At 59.9% G+C, this 16,592-nt stretch carries 12 protein-coding genes; 8 read left to right on the top strand and 4 right to left on the bottom strand.

Annotated elements, in window-relative coordinates; translation table 11 throughout:
• Positions 1 to 212 precede the first annotated feature (212 nt).
• From ACR0AI_RS09440 to ACR0AI_RS09450, 3 genes are read left to right on the top strand one after another with little or no spacing between them, the layout of a single operon-like run.
• The gene (locus ACR0AI_RS09440; RefSeq protein WP_480673687.1) at positions 213 to 3,950 is read left to right on the top strand and encodes a beta strand repeat-containing protein; all 3,738 of its coding nucleotides are present in this window, start codon (positions 213 to 215) and stop codon (positions 3,948 to 3,950) included.
• 60 nt (positions 3,951 to 4,010) lie between these two features.
• Positions 4,011 to 5,762, top strand: a complete 1,752-nt coding sequence (locus ACR0AI_RS09445; protein WP_480673685.1) for a type I secretion system permease/ATPase — start codon at positions 4,011 to 4,013, stop codon at positions 5,760 to 5,762.
• Complete coding sequence (locus tag ACR0AI_RS09450) at positions 5,759 to 7,129, top strand: HlyD family type I secretion periplasmic adaptor subunit (RefSeq protein WP_480673683.1); 1,371 nt, start codon at positions 5,759 to 5,761, stop codon at positions 7,127 to 7,129. Before ACR0AI_RS09445 ends, ACR0AI_RS09450 begins: the two co-directional genes overlap by 4 nt.
• A gap of 77 nt (positions 7,130 to 7,206) precedes the next feature.
• Here the strand turns inward: ACR0AI_RS09450 and ACR0AI_RS09455 are convergent, their stop codons facing one another.
• Positions 7,207 to 7,824: a TetR/AcrR family transcriptional regulator gene (locus tag ACR0AI_RS09455; protein WP_170472485.1), complete on the bottom strand. Its 618-nt coding sequence runs from the start codon at positions 7,822 to 7,824 to the stop codon at positions 7,207 to 7,209.
• Between the two features lie 147 nt (positions 7,825 to 7,971).
• Between ACR0AI_RS09455 and ACR0AI_RS09460 the strand changes: the two genes are divergently transcribed.
• The 4 genes from ACR0AI_RS09460 to ACR0AI_RS09475 all read left to right on the top strand — a co-directional run bounded on the left by ACR0AI_RS09460 (position 7,972) and on the right by ACR0AI_RS09475 (position 11,753).
• Positions 7,972 to 8,901, top strand: a complete 930-nt coding sequence (locus ACR0AI_RS09460) for an AEC family transporter (protein ID WP_480673681.1) — start codon at positions 7,972 to 7,974, stop codon at positions 8,899 to 8,901.
• A gap of 105 nt (positions 8,902 to 9,006) precedes the next feature.
• Complete coding sequence (gene fghA / locus ACR0AI_RS09465; RefSeq protein WP_480673679.1) at positions 9,007 to 9,840, top strand: S-formylglutathione hydrolase; 834 nt, start codon at positions 9,007 to 9,009, stop codon at positions 9,838 to 9,840.
• 3 nt (positions 9,841 to 9,843) lie between these two features.
• Complete coding sequence (gene sthA / locus ACR0AI_RS09470; protein ID WP_480673677.1) at positions 9,844 to 11,301, top strand: Si-specific NAD(P)(+) transhydrogenase; 1,458 nt, start codon at positions 9,844 to 9,846, stop codon at positions 11,299 to 11,301.
• Positions 11,298 to 11,753 (top strand): YaiI/YqxD family protein, encoded by a 456-nt coding sequence (locus ACR0AI_RS09475; protein WP_480673675.1) that lies wholly within the window; start codon positions 11,298 to 11,300, stop codon positions 11,751 to 11,753. The genes sthA and ACR0AI_RS09475 overlap by 4 nt, the downstream gene beginning before the upstream one ends.
• Before the next feature lie 84 nt (positions 11,754 to 11,837).
• Here the strand turns inward: ACR0AI_RS09475 and ACR0AI_RS09480 are convergent, their stop codons facing one another.
• Complete coding sequence (locus ACR0AI_RS09480) at positions 11,838 to 13,079, bottom strand: MFS transporter (RefSeq protein ID WP_480673673.1); 1,242 nt, start codon at positions 13,077 to 13,079, stop codon at positions 11,838 to 11,840.
• Positions 13,080 to 13,228: 149 nt separating this feature from the next.
• Here ACR0AI_RS09480 and zapE point away from each other — a divergent pair, with 149 nt between their 5' ends.
• A complete protein-coding gene (zapE, locus tag ACR0AI_RS09485; protein WP_480673671.1) occupies positions 13,229 to 14,287 on the top strand; it encodes a cell division protein ZapE in 1,059 nt (352 codons plus the stop codon).
• Between the two features lie 74 nt (positions 14,288 to 14,361).
• Here zapE and ACR0AI_RS09490 read toward each other — a convergent pair whose 3' ends face one another.
• Entirely contained in the window at positions 14,362 to 15,636 is a 1,275-nt protein-coding gene (locus ACR0AI_RS09490; protein WP_480673669.1) for a bifunctional folylpolyglutamate synthase/dihydrofolate synthase, read from the bottom strand.
• Positions 15,633 to 16,565 (bottom strand): acetyl-CoA carboxylase, carboxyltransferase subunit beta, encoded by a 933-nt coding sequence (accD, locus tag ACR0AI_RS09495; RefSeq protein WP_480673667.1) that lies wholly within the window; start codon positions 16,563 to 16,565, stop codon positions 15,633 to 15,635. Before accD ends, ACR0AI_RS09490 begins: the two co-directional genes overlap by 4 nt.
• Between the last annotated feature and the right edge of the window lie 27 nt (positions 16,566 to 16,592).

Here is a 16,592-nt window from a genome sequence, read left to right on the forward strand (position 1 = left end):
TGAGCGACCCGCGTTTTCCCATCGCATCGCCGTTTGAATCAAGGCTGCGGCCCGTGAAGACTTCACGAAATTCGTGACTATTCGCGCTGGTTATACCCCCGATTTGGACCATGAATTTCCGCTGACCACGGTCCAGGCCTACTGATTTGTTTCGTCGGTTGCCCGATCGAATGGGCCACCTGCATCACGCAACAAACCAGACGGAGTGACCCATGCTGTCCCAATTCGTAGAAAGCCTGCGCGCCCGTCTCTTGACCACGTCAACACTGGCGCAAGAGACCACACGTGACGGCCAAACCCTTTTCAACAACTTCTTCCAGAACTCGATCGTGGATGACACGCCCGCCTTTGTTCTGGCCAATGACTTTTCACGCCTGCTGAACTTTGGCGAGATCGTCACCAATAACGCCGTCGCAGCCGTTCAGGCGCAGGGCGAGGATGTTGACGTATTCAACTTCCGCTCGGGCGTCATTGAGGCGAATAACGGCCCCGATGCACTGGCGACCGGCGTTCAGGTCACCGGCAGCGCAGCCGTGCGCAACTTCGGTGAGATCTCGGGCGACTTTAACGGTGTTCAGTTTGCAGACCCTGACAGCTCGGGCAGCCTGGACAATTTCCGTGGTGGTGTGATCTCATCCGACAGCCGCGCCGTGGACATTCAGGGCCAGGGCATTGATGTTCGCAACTTCGGCGACATCCTTGGCACCGGAGATCAGCGCAACGGCACGATCTACACCAACAGCACCGCCGAGGATATCTCGATCTCGAACTTCACGGGGGGAACCGTGGATGCCGGTGAGGGCAATCAGGGCGCCGGGATCTCGCTTCAGGTCGGGGATGAGGTTGGCGACCGTGTGGAAACCGATATATTCAACGGCTTTGGCGGCACCATTCAGGGCCGTGGTCAGGCGGCGTCGAACACCGGTCTGGCCGGTGACGGTATCCGCATCAACAACGGTGCCGAAGGTACGATCCTCGAGACCGAGATCCTCAACAGCGGGCTGATCACATCAGAAAGCACCCAAGGCACCGCAGCCGGTATCCGCATCGCAGATGGCGCAAGCGCCGAGGGCGAGATCCTGAACACCTCGACCGGGGTGATCGAAGGTGCTGCAAACGGGCTCTACATCGGTCAGGGCACGCATGATCTGGATGTTCTGAACTTCGGCACGATCCAATCCGACAGCCGCGCGGTGAATATCGACGGCACGGGTGTGAACCTAGTGAACGGCGGCGATATCCTTGGCACGGACAGCCAGCGCAACGGCACCGTCTATGCCGACGGCACCGCCGATGATTTCGCAGTCGACAACCTGGTCACCGGCACGATCGACGCGGGTGAAGGCAATGAAGGGTCGGGCTTTGGCGTTGAAATCGGCGGAACTGCGGATGGCGCATCCTCGTTCACGCTGGACAATGCCGGCACCGTTCAGGGTCGCGGTAATGCAGCGGCAGGCTCCAACGCGGCAGGCGACGGTATCCGGGTCGGCAATGTGGGCAACATTGGCGTCACCGATGCGGTCATCAACAACTCGGGCACTATCGACTCGGAGGGTGCAAACGGCACCGTTGCCGGTGTGCGTTTCGTCAACGGTGTGTCCTTCCAGGGTGAGTTCAACAACTCGGGCCAGATTTCGGGCGTTCAGAACGGCGTCTATTTCGGCAACCCGGTTGCCGGTGAAGGTGCGGATCACACCGGTGGTGTGTTCAACAACCTCGAAACCGGGGTGATCTCGTCCGACAGCCGCGCGTTCAATATCGACGGCATCGGGTTGGAAGTGAACAACGCAGGCGAGATCGTCGGCACCGACAGCCAGCGCAACGGCACCGTCTATGCTGATGGCACTGCGCAAGACTTCACCTTCAACAACAAAGAAACCGGCGTCGTCGATGCGGGTAAAGGCAATGAAGGTTCGGGCTTTGGCGCCGAGATCGCAGGCGAGAATGCGTTCACGCTGAACAATGACGGTCTGATCCAGGGTCGCGGCAACGCGGCGGCGGGCACCAATGCCGCAGGTGACGGTATCCGCATCGGCAATGTCGGCAACGCTGGCACGTTCACCGGCTCCATTACCAATGCAGGCACCGTCCTGTCGGAAGGTGCAAACGGAACCGTCGGCGCGTTCCGCGCGGTGAACAACGTCAACTTCCAGGGCCAGTTGGTCAACGAAGAAGGCGGTGTTTTCGCGGGTGTACAAAACGGCGTCTACTTCGGGACCGGCGATCACACGGGCGGCTCGTTTGTGAACCGTGGAACAGTCACGTCGGACAGCCGTGCGGTGAACATCGATGGCGAAGGGCTTGAGGTCGTCAACGAAGGCGAAATCCTGGGCACCGGCAACCAGCGCAATGGCACCGTTTATGCCGATGGCACTGCCGACAACTATACCTTCAACAACACCGGTCTGGTTGATGCGGGTCTGGGCAACAACGGCTCGGCCGTGTCGCTGCAAACCGGCGATGTCGAAGGCGATATCGTGTCGGCGGCGGTTCTGAACGAAGGCACCCTGCAAGGTCGCGGCGACGCGGTTGAGGGCAATCAGGTCGGTGATGGCCTGCGCCTGTTTACCAGCCAGTCCGAAGCCGGATTTGCCGGAGTAGTCGTCAACGCAGGCCTGATCGCAGGGTCCGAGACCTCGGACGCCGCCGCAGGTATCCGCGTTGACGGTGGCCTGAACCTTCTTGGGGCGATCCTGAACGAAGGAGAGATCCGCGGAACGGTCAATGCAATAGACGCTTCGGATGCGGGTGACGTGACCATCGTCAATGACGACGAAGGCGTGATCAACGGCAACGTTCTACTGGGTGCTGGCGATGACATCTTTGTCGATCTGGGCACCACCAACGGCAATATCGATGGTGGCGCAGGCGACGACGTTCTGATCGCTGGCGATGCGGACAATGTTCTGACCGGTGGTCTGGGCAATGACTTCATCGACGGTGGCGACGGCATCGACACGGCCGATTTCTCGGATCTGGATGTCGCGGTCGAGGTGCAATTGGGCGCCAATGGCAATGGCACAGCAACACGCGACACGGGCTTCAATGTCTCGGTCAAGGACGCCGTGGTCTCTGCCCCCGGTCAGTTCGGAGCGGATATCGCCAATGGTGCGGCTTTTGTGGAACAGGCGCTTCAGGGCAACCTGTACTACAACATCCACACATCGGATTTCCCCGGTGGTGAAATCCGCGGGCAGCTGCTGGTGGACAGTGTCGAGACCGAGCATGGCATCCGCACCGTCACCCTGAGCGGCGGTCTGGACGCGGCGCAGGAACCGGGACCGACCTCGGACAGCGAAGCCACTGGCGAGGCCTCTCTGGTCATCACCCAGAACCTGAATACAGGTGAGGTGACCTATTCCAGCGAGCTGAGCGTTGTGGGCCTTAACGAAGCCGACCTGAACACCCCGATCCCGGGTGTTGTCTCGGCCATCCATCTGCACAACGCGCCGGCTGGTAACAATGGCCCGGTCGTGCAGGACACGCTGGTGGATGCGGGTGCCACGCTGGACGTGAACGCCACAGGCGGCACAGGTGTCATCGGTCAGGACGTCATCGACAACCAGATCGAGGTCGATGTTCTGCAGTCGATTGAGAATGTGATCGGGTCCGACGATGGAGACATCATCATCGGCAGCGATCTCGACAACAAACTCAGCGGTGGTGACGGCGATGACCTGATCTCGGGTGAGGGTGGCAATGACATCCTGATCGGTGGCGCAGGCTCGGATACCTTCACCTTCGGCGCGAACTTCGGGGATGACGTGATCCAGGACTTCGAAGTTGGCCTCGACCAGCTGCAGTTCGGTGACTTCGGTCCCGACTTCGGCGGCGCGGTGAATGTCGCTCAGGATGGCAACGACGCTGTGATCTCGTTCGGAACCGAAGGCTCGGTCCGTCTGGCGGGCGTCAACACCACCGACCTGACCGAAGACGACTTCGTCGCTTAATCGAAAACGGACGGGGCGGGTCACACCGCCCCGTTTGCCAAACCGGAAAAGGGCAAGACGATGTTTCAGAAATCCAACCCCGTACAAACCGCATGGGCCTCGTTGCGCAAAGGGTTTGTTGCCGTCGCTTTCTTCAGCCTGTTTCTCAACCTGCTGATGCTGGCCGGGCCGCTTTACATGCTGCAGGTCTATGACCGGGTCCTGACCAGCCAGAATGTCGACACGCTGATCGCGCTGACCCTTTTGCTGGGCGGCGTCTTTGTCGTGATCGCCTGTCTCGACCTGATGCGGATGCGCATCCTGGGCCGTCTGGCCGCCCGGTTCGAGATGGCCGTCGGCGCGCCTGTTCTGGGGGCCGCCATGCGCCGCCGGGTTCAGGGCGAGGCACAAAGCGCCGAGAATCTGGTCGATGACGTCAACGGATTTCGTGAGTTCATCTCGGGCTCGACCCTGACCGCTTTTTTCGATGCGCCGTGGATCCCGATCTACCTGCTGGTCCTTTATGTCCTGCACCCGCTGCTGGGTCTGCTGGGACTGGCCGGAGCCGTCACCCTGACCGTCATGGCGCTGATCAACAACGCCCGCGCGCAAAAACCGATGCGAAACGCGGCCGAGGCCCGAGGGCGCTCGGACGCGCTGTTCAAGACCTCGGATCGCAATGCTGAACTGGTCCACGCGCTGGGCATGAAATCCGATCTGGTGCGCCGCTGGACCGCCCTCCAAATCGACGCCCACGCGCACAAAACACGCGCAGCTGATCGTATCGCCGGTTTTTCGGTATTGTCGAAGACCATTCGCATGGGCCTGCAATCAGCCATTCTTGGCCTGGGCGCGGCCCTTGCCATTACAGGCGAATCCACCGCTGGCGTCATGATCGCCGCCACCATCGTGTTAGCACGCGCGCTGGCGCCGATTGATCAGCTCATCGGCCAATGGCGTGGTTTTCTGGCCGCGCGCGGTTCCTACGCCAAGATCAAAGCGCTGACAGAGGAGTTCGCCGAAGACGCTTCCAATCTGCATCTGCCGCGCGCCTTCAAAACGCTGGACGCGAAAATCGCTCAAGCCGGGCCGCCGCGCGCGATCAATGCCACCATTCGGGGTATCGACTTCGATCTGGCCGCGGGCGACGTTCTGGCTGTCATTGGCCATAGCGGCTCTGGCAAGACGACGCTGGGTAAGATGCTGGCCGGGATCTGGCACCCGCAACGGGGTGAGGTTCTGCTGGATGGCAGCCCGATGTCGAAATGGAACGCCGAGGATCTGGGCAAACAGATCGGCTACCTGCCGCAGGATGTCGAGCTATTCGACGGCACGATCCGCGAAAACATCGCGCGCTTTTCGGTCGCCATCGACGACGCTGAGGTTTTCCGCGTCGCGCAGGAGGCTGGCATTCACGAGATGATCAGCGCCCTGCCCGAAGGATATGAAACGCGCATCGGTCAGGGGTTCTTCCTGTCCGGCGGTCAAAGACAGCGTTTGGCCCTGGCCCGCGCGCTCTATGGTGATCCGTTTGTGCTGGTACTGGACGAACCGAACTCGGACCTGGATGCCGAAGGGGAACAGGCCTTGCGCGATGCCATTCTGGCCACTCAGGCCCGTGGCGCCATCGCCATCGTAATGACCCACCGCCCCGCAACCTTGCAGGCCGCCAACAAGGTCATGGTCATGCGCAACGGGTCCCAGACCCAGTTTGGCGACAAGGACGACGTGCTGAAAGTCAATCGCCGCAATGTTCTGGATAGCTCGGGCAAGGGCACCCGCCCGACCCCTCAGCCAGTTCCCGAAACGCAAATCACAGGAGCAGCCCAATGACACAGATTGTCCCGCACAACGCCTCTCGCAATGCGCTGTCGCTGAATGAGGCAGAGTTCATCGACATCTCGGACGCCTCCCCTCGGATCGGCCGCTATGTCTGGGTCGGCGTGATCACCCTGATGGCCTTTGTCGGAGGCAGCGCCTACTGGGCCTTCGCCTCGAAACTAGACGGGGCGGTGGTTGCCCCTGCCTCTTTCGTGGTCGAAGGCGATCGCAAAACGGTCGAGCATCTGGACGGCGGCATCATCCGCGACATCCTGATTGCCGACGGAGATTTCGTTCAGGCCGGTCAGCCCCTGATCCGGCTGGACAGCACCGATATCGACGTCGACCTGAATGTGCTGGGCAGTCAGATGGGTGAGCTTTCGGTGCGCCGCGCCCGCCTGCTGGCACAGATGAGCGGTCAAGATCGGTTTGATGAGGTCTCGGCCATGGTTGGCTTTCAGGCGGGAATGGAGCGCCTGCACTGGGCATCCGCATATCTGACGCAGAAGCAGCTATTTGACGCCGAAGCCCGCGCCCGCCAGACCGAAACCTGGATCAATGAGCAGCGGATTTCGGGCCTGAAAGATGAGGCCCAAGGGCTGGTCGAACAGCGCGTCAGAACCCAGAACCAGATCGAGATCACTCTAACCGAACTGGACAGCCTACAGACCCTTCTGGACAAAGGGTTGGTGGCAGCCACCCGCGTCAGCTCACGCCAGATTGAGCTGCAGCGGCTCTACGGTGTCGATGCCTCGTTGCGCACGCAGATCGCGCAGGCCGAAAATCAGGTCAGAGAACTGGAACTGACGCTGATCAGCCAGCAAAAGCTGCGGGATGAGGTGATCGCGGGTGAGCTTGCGGTGGTTGAAGCGCAGCTTGATCTCGTGCGCCCGCAATATGCAGGCACCTCCGAGCGTCGCAAGCGGATCGAGCTGTTGGCCCCGACCAGCGGGCGGGTGGTCAATCTGGCGGCCTCGACCACGGGCGGAGTCATTCGTCCGGGCGAACACATCATGGACATTGTCCCGGCGGATCAGGTGCTGATTGTCGAAGCACGGGTCAAAACCGGTGATATCGACAAGCTGCGGATCGGCCAGTCCACCCGCATCCGCTTGTCGGCCTTTGCACAGGCAGATGTCCCCGAGGCCAGTGGCAAGATCTTCGACATCTCGGCCGACGCGTTGGAAGACGAACGCACGGGCGAGCCCTACTACAAAGCGCGGGTCAAACTGGACGACCAGCAGCCCAAAGCGGTGGCAGCGCTGGAACTGGTGCCCGGCATGCCGGCTGATCTGTTCGTCAATACCGGCGAGAGGGCCGTGATCGCCTATTTGTCACAGCCCATCAGTGACCGGTTGGCCAAAACTTTTATTGAGTGAGTGGGTACTCAGGTAACGAGTAAAATTTCAACCAGTGGGAATGGTCTGCAGATGGGGCTGCAGGCCATTTCACTTCGTCACACGCCGTAGCGGGCCATGAACATGTCGACAGCTTGCAGGGCAACCTCGTCGATCTCGGCCTGGGAGAACTCTTCCTGAATGCCAAAGGCAGCGCGCAGCCATAGGCGCACTTTGCACAGCTCGGCGAATTGCTCGGCCGCGATCGTCACGTCCTCGATTACCAATTCGCCCTTGGCGACGGCCTTTTCCAGATACTCGACCATCTTGCGCTGACCGTTCTGAGGCCCAGCTTCGTAAAAGACGCGTCCAAGTTCCGGGAAACGATCCCGTTCAGCCACGCAAACGCGGAAAATCTGGCGATTGAAGTCCGACACGAAAAAGCTGACCAACTGCGTCGCGGTAATCGTCAGAACCTCACGCACGGGTTTGGTTTCGTCGATCATCGAGATCACACGCTCAGCCATGCGGCGGCACTCAGTTTGCGCAACCTCGATAAACAGCAGGCGCTTGTCGGGGAAATAGCTATACAGCGTCGCCTTCGAAACACCCGCCGCCCGCGCGATGTCATCCACACTGGCCCCCTCGAACCCATCCGCGAGAAAAACTTCTCGGGCCCCGCGCAGAACCTGGTCGAATTTTCGGCCGGTGCGCAGGATGGTGGCGGATTGGGTCATGATGGCTCCTTCAGCGGGTTGTGGATCGAATTTATAAACCGATCTGTTCAGACACAAGGATTCTTGGTGTTTTCTGACGGGCCGTCACCCAAAACGCCGTTCGATCCGTGACTTGCAGGTCGCGCAATCCATGCTAGGAGGGTACCCATGGTCGAGATTTTTCTGCGCACCCTTCCCTTCTTCGTGATCATCGGCCTGGGTTACTGGGCCGGGCGCACGCGGTTCTTCACAGAGGAAGCCACCGCCTATCTGACGAAATTCGTCTTTTTCTTTGCCCTGTCGGCCATGCTGTTCCGCTTTGCCGCCACCCTACCCTTTGCTGAGATTTTCAACGGGCGGCTGATCATCGGTTATCTGATTGGCACACTGGCGGTCTATGCTCTGGCGTCGCTGGTGGCTTGGATACGGGGCCTCGACATCCCTACCGCCGCGGTTGAGGCCCAGTGTGCCGCCATCGGCAATGTCGGCTTTCTGGGCCTGCCCATGCTGGCTATGCTGCTGTCCGAGGCCGCGATCGGACCCGTCATGCTGATCCTTGCGGTGGATCTGGTGGTGTTTTCCTCACTGATTGTGATCCTAATCAATGGCGGCCGGGACGGAAAGCTGACGGTCAAAACGCTGCGCCTGATCGGGGTCGGGTTGCTTAAGAATCCGATGATCGTGTCGATCTCGGCCGGATTGATCTGGTCGGCGCTGCAGATCCCGGTCCCCGGTCCGATGAACGATTTTCTGACTATTCTGGGTGGGGCCGCAACGCCCGGAGCACTGTTCGCAATTGGCGCCTCGCTGGCTGGGAAATCGGCCGAGCGGGTTCAAATCGCGGGCTGGCTGAGCATTTGCAAGCTGATCGTCCACCCCGCCTGTGTTGCCGTCGCCCTGCTTTGGCTGGTTCCAGTCGATACCTTCTCGGCCACGGTTGCGATTGCCGCCGCTGCGCTACCGGTTGCGGGCAATGTCTACATGCTGGCGGCGCATTACGGGGTTGCACCTCATCGCGCCTCGGCGGCGATCCTGCTGTCTACGGCGGCCAGTATTCTGACGGTTCCGCTGATCATCGGATGGCTTACCGCTTTGTGAGCGTGCAACCCCACCAAAAAGTCATGCACATGGCCGCCGCCGCACTTTACGCGGCGTCCTTAGGGCGATAGCCATGGCGCGACCCTAGATTAAGGACTCGACCAGATGGAAACCCTTTCGGAAAATGCCTGTTTTGGTGGTGTGCAAGGTGTCTACCGCCATGCCTCGACCGCCTGCCAATGCGATATGACCTTTGGCCTGTTTCTGCCCGCCGAGGCCAAGGACGGCCCCGTTCCGGTTTTGTGGTACCTGTCTGGCCTGACCTGCACCCATGAAAACGCGATGACCAAGGCCGGTGCACAGGCCTGGGCCGCCGAACAGGGCATCGCCATCGTGTTCCCCGACACATCGCCCCGTGGCGAAGGCGTCGCCGATCACGAAGACTATGATCTGGGCCAAGGCGCGGGTTTCTACGTCAACGCAACGCAAACCCCTTGGGCCCCACATTTCAACATGTGGGACTATGTGGCCGAGGAACTGCCCGCACTGATCGCCGAGAATTTTGCCATCGACATGGAACGTCAGGCCATCACCGGCCATTCGATGGGTGGCCATGGTGCGCTGACTCTGGCGATGAACCTGCCGGGGCGCTATCGCTCGGTCTCGGCCTTTGCGCCCATTTCGAACCCGACCGGCGCGGATTGGGGCCGCAAACAGCTGAGCGCCTATCTGGGCGATGATGAGGCCGTTTGGGCCAAGCACGACGCCTCGCTCCTGATGAAAGAGGTCGGTTTTGACGGCCCTGTCCTGATCGACACCGGTGCGAACGACCAGTTCATCGACCTCCTGCGCCCCGAAACTTTGGCTTCGGCCATCGCCGAGCGCCGCCAGCAGGCGACCTATCGTCTGCAACCAGGCTATGACCATTCCTATTTCTTTGTGTCCACCTTCATGGAAGACCACATCACGTTCCACGCCGAAGCGCTGTACGGAGACTGAGGCATGAGCAAGTATGACTATGACCTGATCATCATCGGGTCTGGCCCTTCGGGCCGGTCGGCAGCGATTCAGGCGGGCAAGCTGAAGCGTCGGGTGCTGGTAATCGACCGGCACGACCGTTTCGGAGGTGTGTCCGTACATACCGGCACGATCCCGTCCAAGACCCTGCGTGAAACCGTGCTGAACCTTTCGGGCTGGCGCGAGCGCAGCTTTTACGGCCGCTCCTACCGGGTCAAGGAACAGATCCGCGCCGAGGATCTGAAGGCCCGGCTGCACATGACACTCGACCACGAAGTTGACGTGCTAGAGCATCAGTTCAACCGAAACCATGTAGATACTCTGAACGGGCTGGCCTCGTTCACGGGCCCGCATGAGATCGAAGTGGCGACGGATAGCGGAGAGAAAACCCGCCTGACCGCTGCAAAGTTCCTGATTGCGACCGGAACCAAGACCTATCGCCCGGACTATGTGCCTTTCAACGGCAAAACCGTTGTGGATGGCGATGAATTCCTTGAAATGGCCGAGATCCCTCGGTCGCTTGTCGTAATCGGTGCCGGGGTGATCGGCGTTGAATACGCCACAATGTTTTCGGCCCTGGATGTCCGTGTCACCCTGATCGAGCCGCGCGACACCTTCCTGGATTTCATTGACAAACGGCTGATCCACGATTTCACACATCAGATCCGCGAAAATGGCGTGGATCTGCGGCTTGGCTCGGCCGTCGAAAAGATCGAAGATGCGGGCGAGCATGTCGAGGTCACCCTTGAGAATGGCCGTCACGTCCGGGCCGAGATGCTGTTGTTTGCTGCCGGTCGGATGGGCGCGACCTCAACGCTGAATCTGAAAGCTGTGGGTGTGGAAACAGATCACCGCAACCGGATCAGCGTGGATCGCAAGACCTACCAGACCGAAGTGCCGCATGTCTACGCTACGGGAGACGTGATCGGGCACCCTTCGCTGGCCTCGACCTCTCTGCAACAGGGGCGCGTGGCGGCCTGTCACGCGCTTGAAACCCCAACCTTGCCGGAAAGCCCTTGGTATCCGTACGGGATCTACTCCGTGCCCGAAATCTCGACCTGCGGCATGTCCGAGGAAGAGTTGCAGGAGCGCGGCATCCCCTATGAGGTTGGCGTGGCGCGGTTCCGCGAAACCTCGCGCGGGCATATTATGGGGTTGGAACATGGCATGTTGAAGATGCTGTTTTCCCTGAAAACCCGCCGGGTGCTTGGTGTGCAGATCGTAGGCGAAGGCGCGACGGAGCTGATCCATATTGCCCAAGCCGTACTGAACCTGAAGGGCACCGTGGACTACTTCGTGCAGAACACGTTCAACTATCCGACGCTGGCCGAGGCCTATAAGATCGCGGGTCTGGATGCCTTCAATCGGATGCCGATCCCTGAAGAGTTCAAGGTCAAGAAAAAGGCTGTTGAACCTGCAAAGAAAGAGGCGAAAAAAGCGTGACAACGCTCTATGTCGATGGGGACGCCTGCCCGGTTAAAGCTGAGGCTGAGCGGGTCGCGACCCGACACAAAGTGCCTATGGCGCTGGTATCGAATGGCGGGCTACGGCCATCGGCAAACCCTCTGGTACAGGTCGTCATTGTCGCCGAGGGCGCGGATGAGGCGGACAAATGGATCGCCGAGCGCTGCGGTTCCGGAGATGTCGTGGTCACCTCGGACATCCCGTTGGCCGCCAAGTGTGTCGAGGCCGGTGCCCGTGTGCTACGGCCCAACGGTGAGGCTTTCACTGCCGCCAATGTCGGCCAGCAACTGGCGATGCGCGACTTGATGGCGGATTTGCGCGCGGCTAGCCCTCTGGGCACAGGGGGTAGTGGCAAACCGTTTGGAAAGGCCGATCGCTCGCGTTTCTTGGATGCGTTGGAGCGGGAATTGCGGGCGGCGCAACGCAGCTGACCCTCCCGCCAGTTAAGGACTCATCAAAGATGCGCCCTCGCCTGTTGGGCTAGGCAGCGCGTGCCGCGCTGCGGGTGCGACCAGCTATGCAGCCGCAGGGGTTGGACCTCGGTTCTCGCGAATGGGCAAGTGGACAATTGCGCTGAACGCGCCCACGGCGACCCCGATCCACCACACCATCGTATAGTCGCCATAGATGTCGTACATCCGACCACCCAGCCAAACGCCGAGGAACCCTCCGATCTGGTGGCTCAGGAAGATGAACCCATAGAGTGTGCCCATATAGCGTAGGCCATACAGATGCGCGACGAGGCCCGATGTCAGCGGAACGGTTGCCAGCCACAGAGATCCCATAACGATCGAGAAGACGATCACAGACGTGGGCGTGATTGGCATCAGGATGAAGGCCGCGGCTGCCAGAGTGCGCGCGGTGTAGATTGCAGCCAGCAGGTACTTCTTGGGGAAGTGGTTCCCGGCCCAGCCAGCCAACAAAGTGCCACCGATATTTGCCAGGCCGACCAGCGAAATTGCCACAGCACCAAGGGCCGATGTCGTTGTAATCCCGAGGGAATGCAGGACACCACCGGGTTGGATCGGACCGCACATCTCAGTGACAAAGGCTGGGAAGTGCGCGGTGATGAAGGCCAGTTGGTAGCCGCAGCTGAAGAACCCTAGGAAGATCAGTGCATAAGATGGGTCTCGGAACGCGCGACCGAGGATCTGGCTCATGCTCTCTTCTAGCTCGGCTTTGCTAACCGGTTGCGGGGCCCGCATGAAGGGCAGTGTCAGCACAAGCGCAAGGATTGCGACCGCGAAGACAACGAAAACCTGTTGCCATGGCAGAAAGCTGAGCAACCATTCCGCTGTTGGGGCACCGATCACCTGACCAAAGCTGCCCGCCGCCGTAACGATCGCCAGCGACATTGACCGGTTCTTGTCGGATGAAGCCCGCCCGACCACGGCCAAGACGACTCCGAACCCGGTGCCAGCGATGCCGAAACCGACCAGCCACGCATATATCTGATGGCCGAATGGTGTGACTGACCACGCGGAAAGGACCATACCTGCCGCATAAGTCAACGCGCCCAGAATGATTGCCTTGCGATCTCCGACTTTTTCGGCGATGGCGGCAAAGATCGGCTGACCAATCCCCCAAGCCAGGTTCTGAATCGCAATCGCAAGCGAAAAATCTGTCCGCAGCCAGCCGAACTCAGAGGCGATCGGGATCTGGAACACCCCGAACGAGGCACGCACCGCGAAACTGACTGTAATGATGATACAGCCCACGATCAGAATTGGATTCAGCAAACGTGCGGAGTGCGGCATGGGGACCTCAGACAAACAAGTTTTGCGACGCTACTGTTTTTCGTCGCCCCGTCAATTCAGTAGATTTGCGGTTCGACATAAGGAAAATTGATGCGTGCCTGAAAATGCCCGCTTTTCAACGCGTAGTGCGGGCGCTATGGCTCAAACCCATGACGGATTTGATTTCGCTGTATGATGAACGTATCTCCAATGGGTCTCTGACGCGGGATGACGCGCAGGAAGCTGTTCTGCCGCATTTTGAACGTATCAGGGCCGAGTTGAGCGCACCGGTGAAGCGAGGCTTGTTCCGCAAGGCTCCGCCACCACCCAAAGGGTTGTACTTGTGGGGCGGGGTTGGGCGTGGGAAGTCCATGCTGATGGATATGTTCGTCGATGCGCTGGAAGATATACCGGCGCGGAGGGTGCATTTTCACGCGTTCATGCAGGAAATCCATGCGGGTATGCACAAGGCACGCAAGGATGGTGTTGAAGACGCGCTGGCTCCGGTCGCGCAGGAGGTCGTGAAATCGGTCAAGCTGCTGGCGTTTGACGAAATGCAGATCACCGATATTACCGATGCAATGATCGTCGGACGCCTGTTTGATCTGCTACATGCGGGGGGTGTGGTCATCGTAACGACCTCGAATCGGCATCCGGATGACCTGTACAAGGACGGTTTGAACCGACAGCTGTTTTTGCCCTTCATAGCCCATATCAAAGAGCAACTTCAGGTGTGGGAGCTGGTCTCACCGACCGACTACCGCCAGAACCGTCTTGAGGGCGCGCCGGTTTATTTCTCACCAATCGGCCCGGAGGCGCGTGAGAAGATACGCGCCGTTTGGGCGGATTTGTCGGGAGGCACGGCAGAACCCTTGGTTCTGCAGGTAAAAGGTCGCGCCGTTGAACTACCAGCTTTTCGCAATGGGGTCGCGCGGGCTTCGTTCTATGACCTGTGTGGACGGATGTTAGGGCCTGGGGACTATCTGGCCATTGCTGAAACGGTCAAGGTTCTGGTGCTAGAGGATATTCCCCGCCTGTCGCGCAACAACTTCAATGAGGCCAAACGCTTTGTAACGCTGATCGACGCGCTGTATGAGGCCAAGGTTCGGTTAATCTGTTCTGCAGCGGCTGAACCCGAGATGCTGTATGTCGAGGGCGAAGGTACTTTTGAATTTGAGCGTACCGCGTCTCGCCTACGAGAAATGCAGGATCAGGATTGGGGGAAGTAGGTGCGTTGCCCCTGCAGCGGCAAGCCGCTACTCCCCCGAGATATTTTCAGCCAGATAAAGCCTTAGGGGCAGGTCTAGCCGTTTTCACGTAGGATATTGCCCGCAAGGTAGAGAGACCCGCAGATCAGAATGCGCGCCTGCGGGTCTTTGGCGACGATTGAGTCGAGCGCCTCGGCCACGCTGTTGGCGGTTGATGCGGGCAGGTCGACCTTGGCGGCTGCTGCTGCTGTTTCTTCGGCGCTGAGGGTTGCGGCCTCACCCGGTATGGAAACAGCGGTCAGGCTTTGAGCCTGTTGGGCTAGCGGCGCGAGGTAGCCTGTCACGTCTTTGGTGTTCAGCATCCCGCAGATCATATGGGTCGGGCGCTTCGGCAGGTTCGACAGAACCTCGGCCAGAGCGATCCCTGCTGCGGCGTTGTGCCCTCCGTCCAGCCAAAGCTCGGCCTGCCCTGCGGCTTGCACAAGCGGGCCGGTTTTGAGGCGTTGCATCCGCGCGGGCCATTCAGCCTTGGTCACTGCGGCCTCACAAGCGGCGTCACTAAGGCCGAGGTGGCGCAGAACGGCCAGGGCCGCTCCCGCGTTCTGAATCTGGTGTGCACCCAAGAGGTTGGGCAGAGGCAGGTCACGCAGGCCGGTTTCGTCCTGATAAACTAGGCGACCATTTTCTTTGGTTACGTGCCAATGCTGGCCACATGCAACGAGAGGCGCGCCGAGGCGTGCGGCGGTCTGCTCGATCACGTCCATCGCCTCATCAGTTTGCGGGCCGACGATACAAGGCACGCCGCGTTTGATGATACCGGCCTTTTCAGCGGCGATTTTCGCCAGAGTATTGCCCAGAAACTGCTCATGGTCGATCGAGATCGGAGTGATCACTGTCACGGCGGGTTTTTCGATCACATTGGTGGCGTCCAGTCGTCCGCCGAGGCCGACTTCGAGCAGGGTATAGTCCGCTTTGGCCCGCGCGAACGCCAAAAGGGCCGCGCAGGTCGTGATCTCGAAATAGGTGATATTCTCGCCGCCATTGGCTGCGTAGCACTCATCAAGCACCGACGTCAGGTCGGGTTCCGAGATCAGCTCTCCGGCCAGACGAATACGTTCATGGAACCGGGCGAGATGCGGTGAGGTATAGGCGTGGGCCGACAGCCCTGCCCCCTCAAGCCCGGCTCGGATCATCGCTTGGGTCGAGCCTTTGCCGTTGGTTCCAGCGATATGGATCACTGGAGGCAGCTTGTTTTGCGGGTTGTCCAATGCCCCAAGCAAACGGCAGACGCGATCCAAGGTCAGGTCGATGATCTTGGGGTGCAGCGCCATCATCCGGTCGAGGATGGCGTCAGATGTTTGGGCGGTCATTTCTGATCCGTATCTTCAGCAGGCGCGTCTACGGCGGCCGCTTCCGGTTCCGGCGCAGGCAGATCGCCTTTGATCGCCGGCGGCTGGTTTATTAGCATGCGCGTAATAGTGATCAGTTCCTCACGCAGCTCGGTGCGTTTGGTCACGCGGTCGAGCATACCGTGATCCAGCAGGTATTCGGCGCGCTGGAACCCTTCGGGCAGTTTTTCACGGATGGTCTGCTCGATCACGCGGGGACCGGCAAAGCAGATCAACGCGTTGGGTTCCGAGATATGCACGTCGCCCAGCATCGCGTAAGACGCAGTCACACCACCGGTGGTTGGGTGGGTCAGAACGACGATATAGGGCAGGTTCGCCTCTTTCAGCATCTCGACGGCCACGGTGGTACGCGGCATCTGCATCAGGCTAAGGATACCTTCCTGCATTCGGGCGCCGCCCGCGGCAGAGAACAGGATCAGCGGGCGCTGCAACTTTACCGCCTCTTGCGCGGCGGCGATGATCGCGTTGCCGACATACATTCCCATCGACCCGCCCATGAACGAGAAATCCTGCGCCGCTGCAACAATCGGGGTGCGCCCGATCTCGCCAGTGGCCACAAGCATGGCTTCTTTCTCGCCGGTTTTCTTCTGGGCCGCCTTCATGCGATCGGGGTATTTCTTCTGATCGCGAAATTGCAGCGGATCATCCTTGGGCGCAGGCACCGCAACTTCGGTGAAAATCCCGCCATCGAACAGGTGGCCGAACCGGTCGCGCGGCGTGATTGCCATGTGGTGACCACATTGGGTGCAGACGTTCTGGTTTTCGGCCAATTCGCGATGGAACAGCATCGTTCCGCATTCACCGCATTTGTGCCACAGATTTTCTGGCACTTCTCGGCGCGAGAAGATCGAGTTGATCCGGGGGCGGACGTAGTTTGTGATCCAGTTCATATCAGAGCCTTGGATTGTGCGGCGTTG

The organism is Ruegeria sp. BG3 (genome assembly GCF_056538485.1).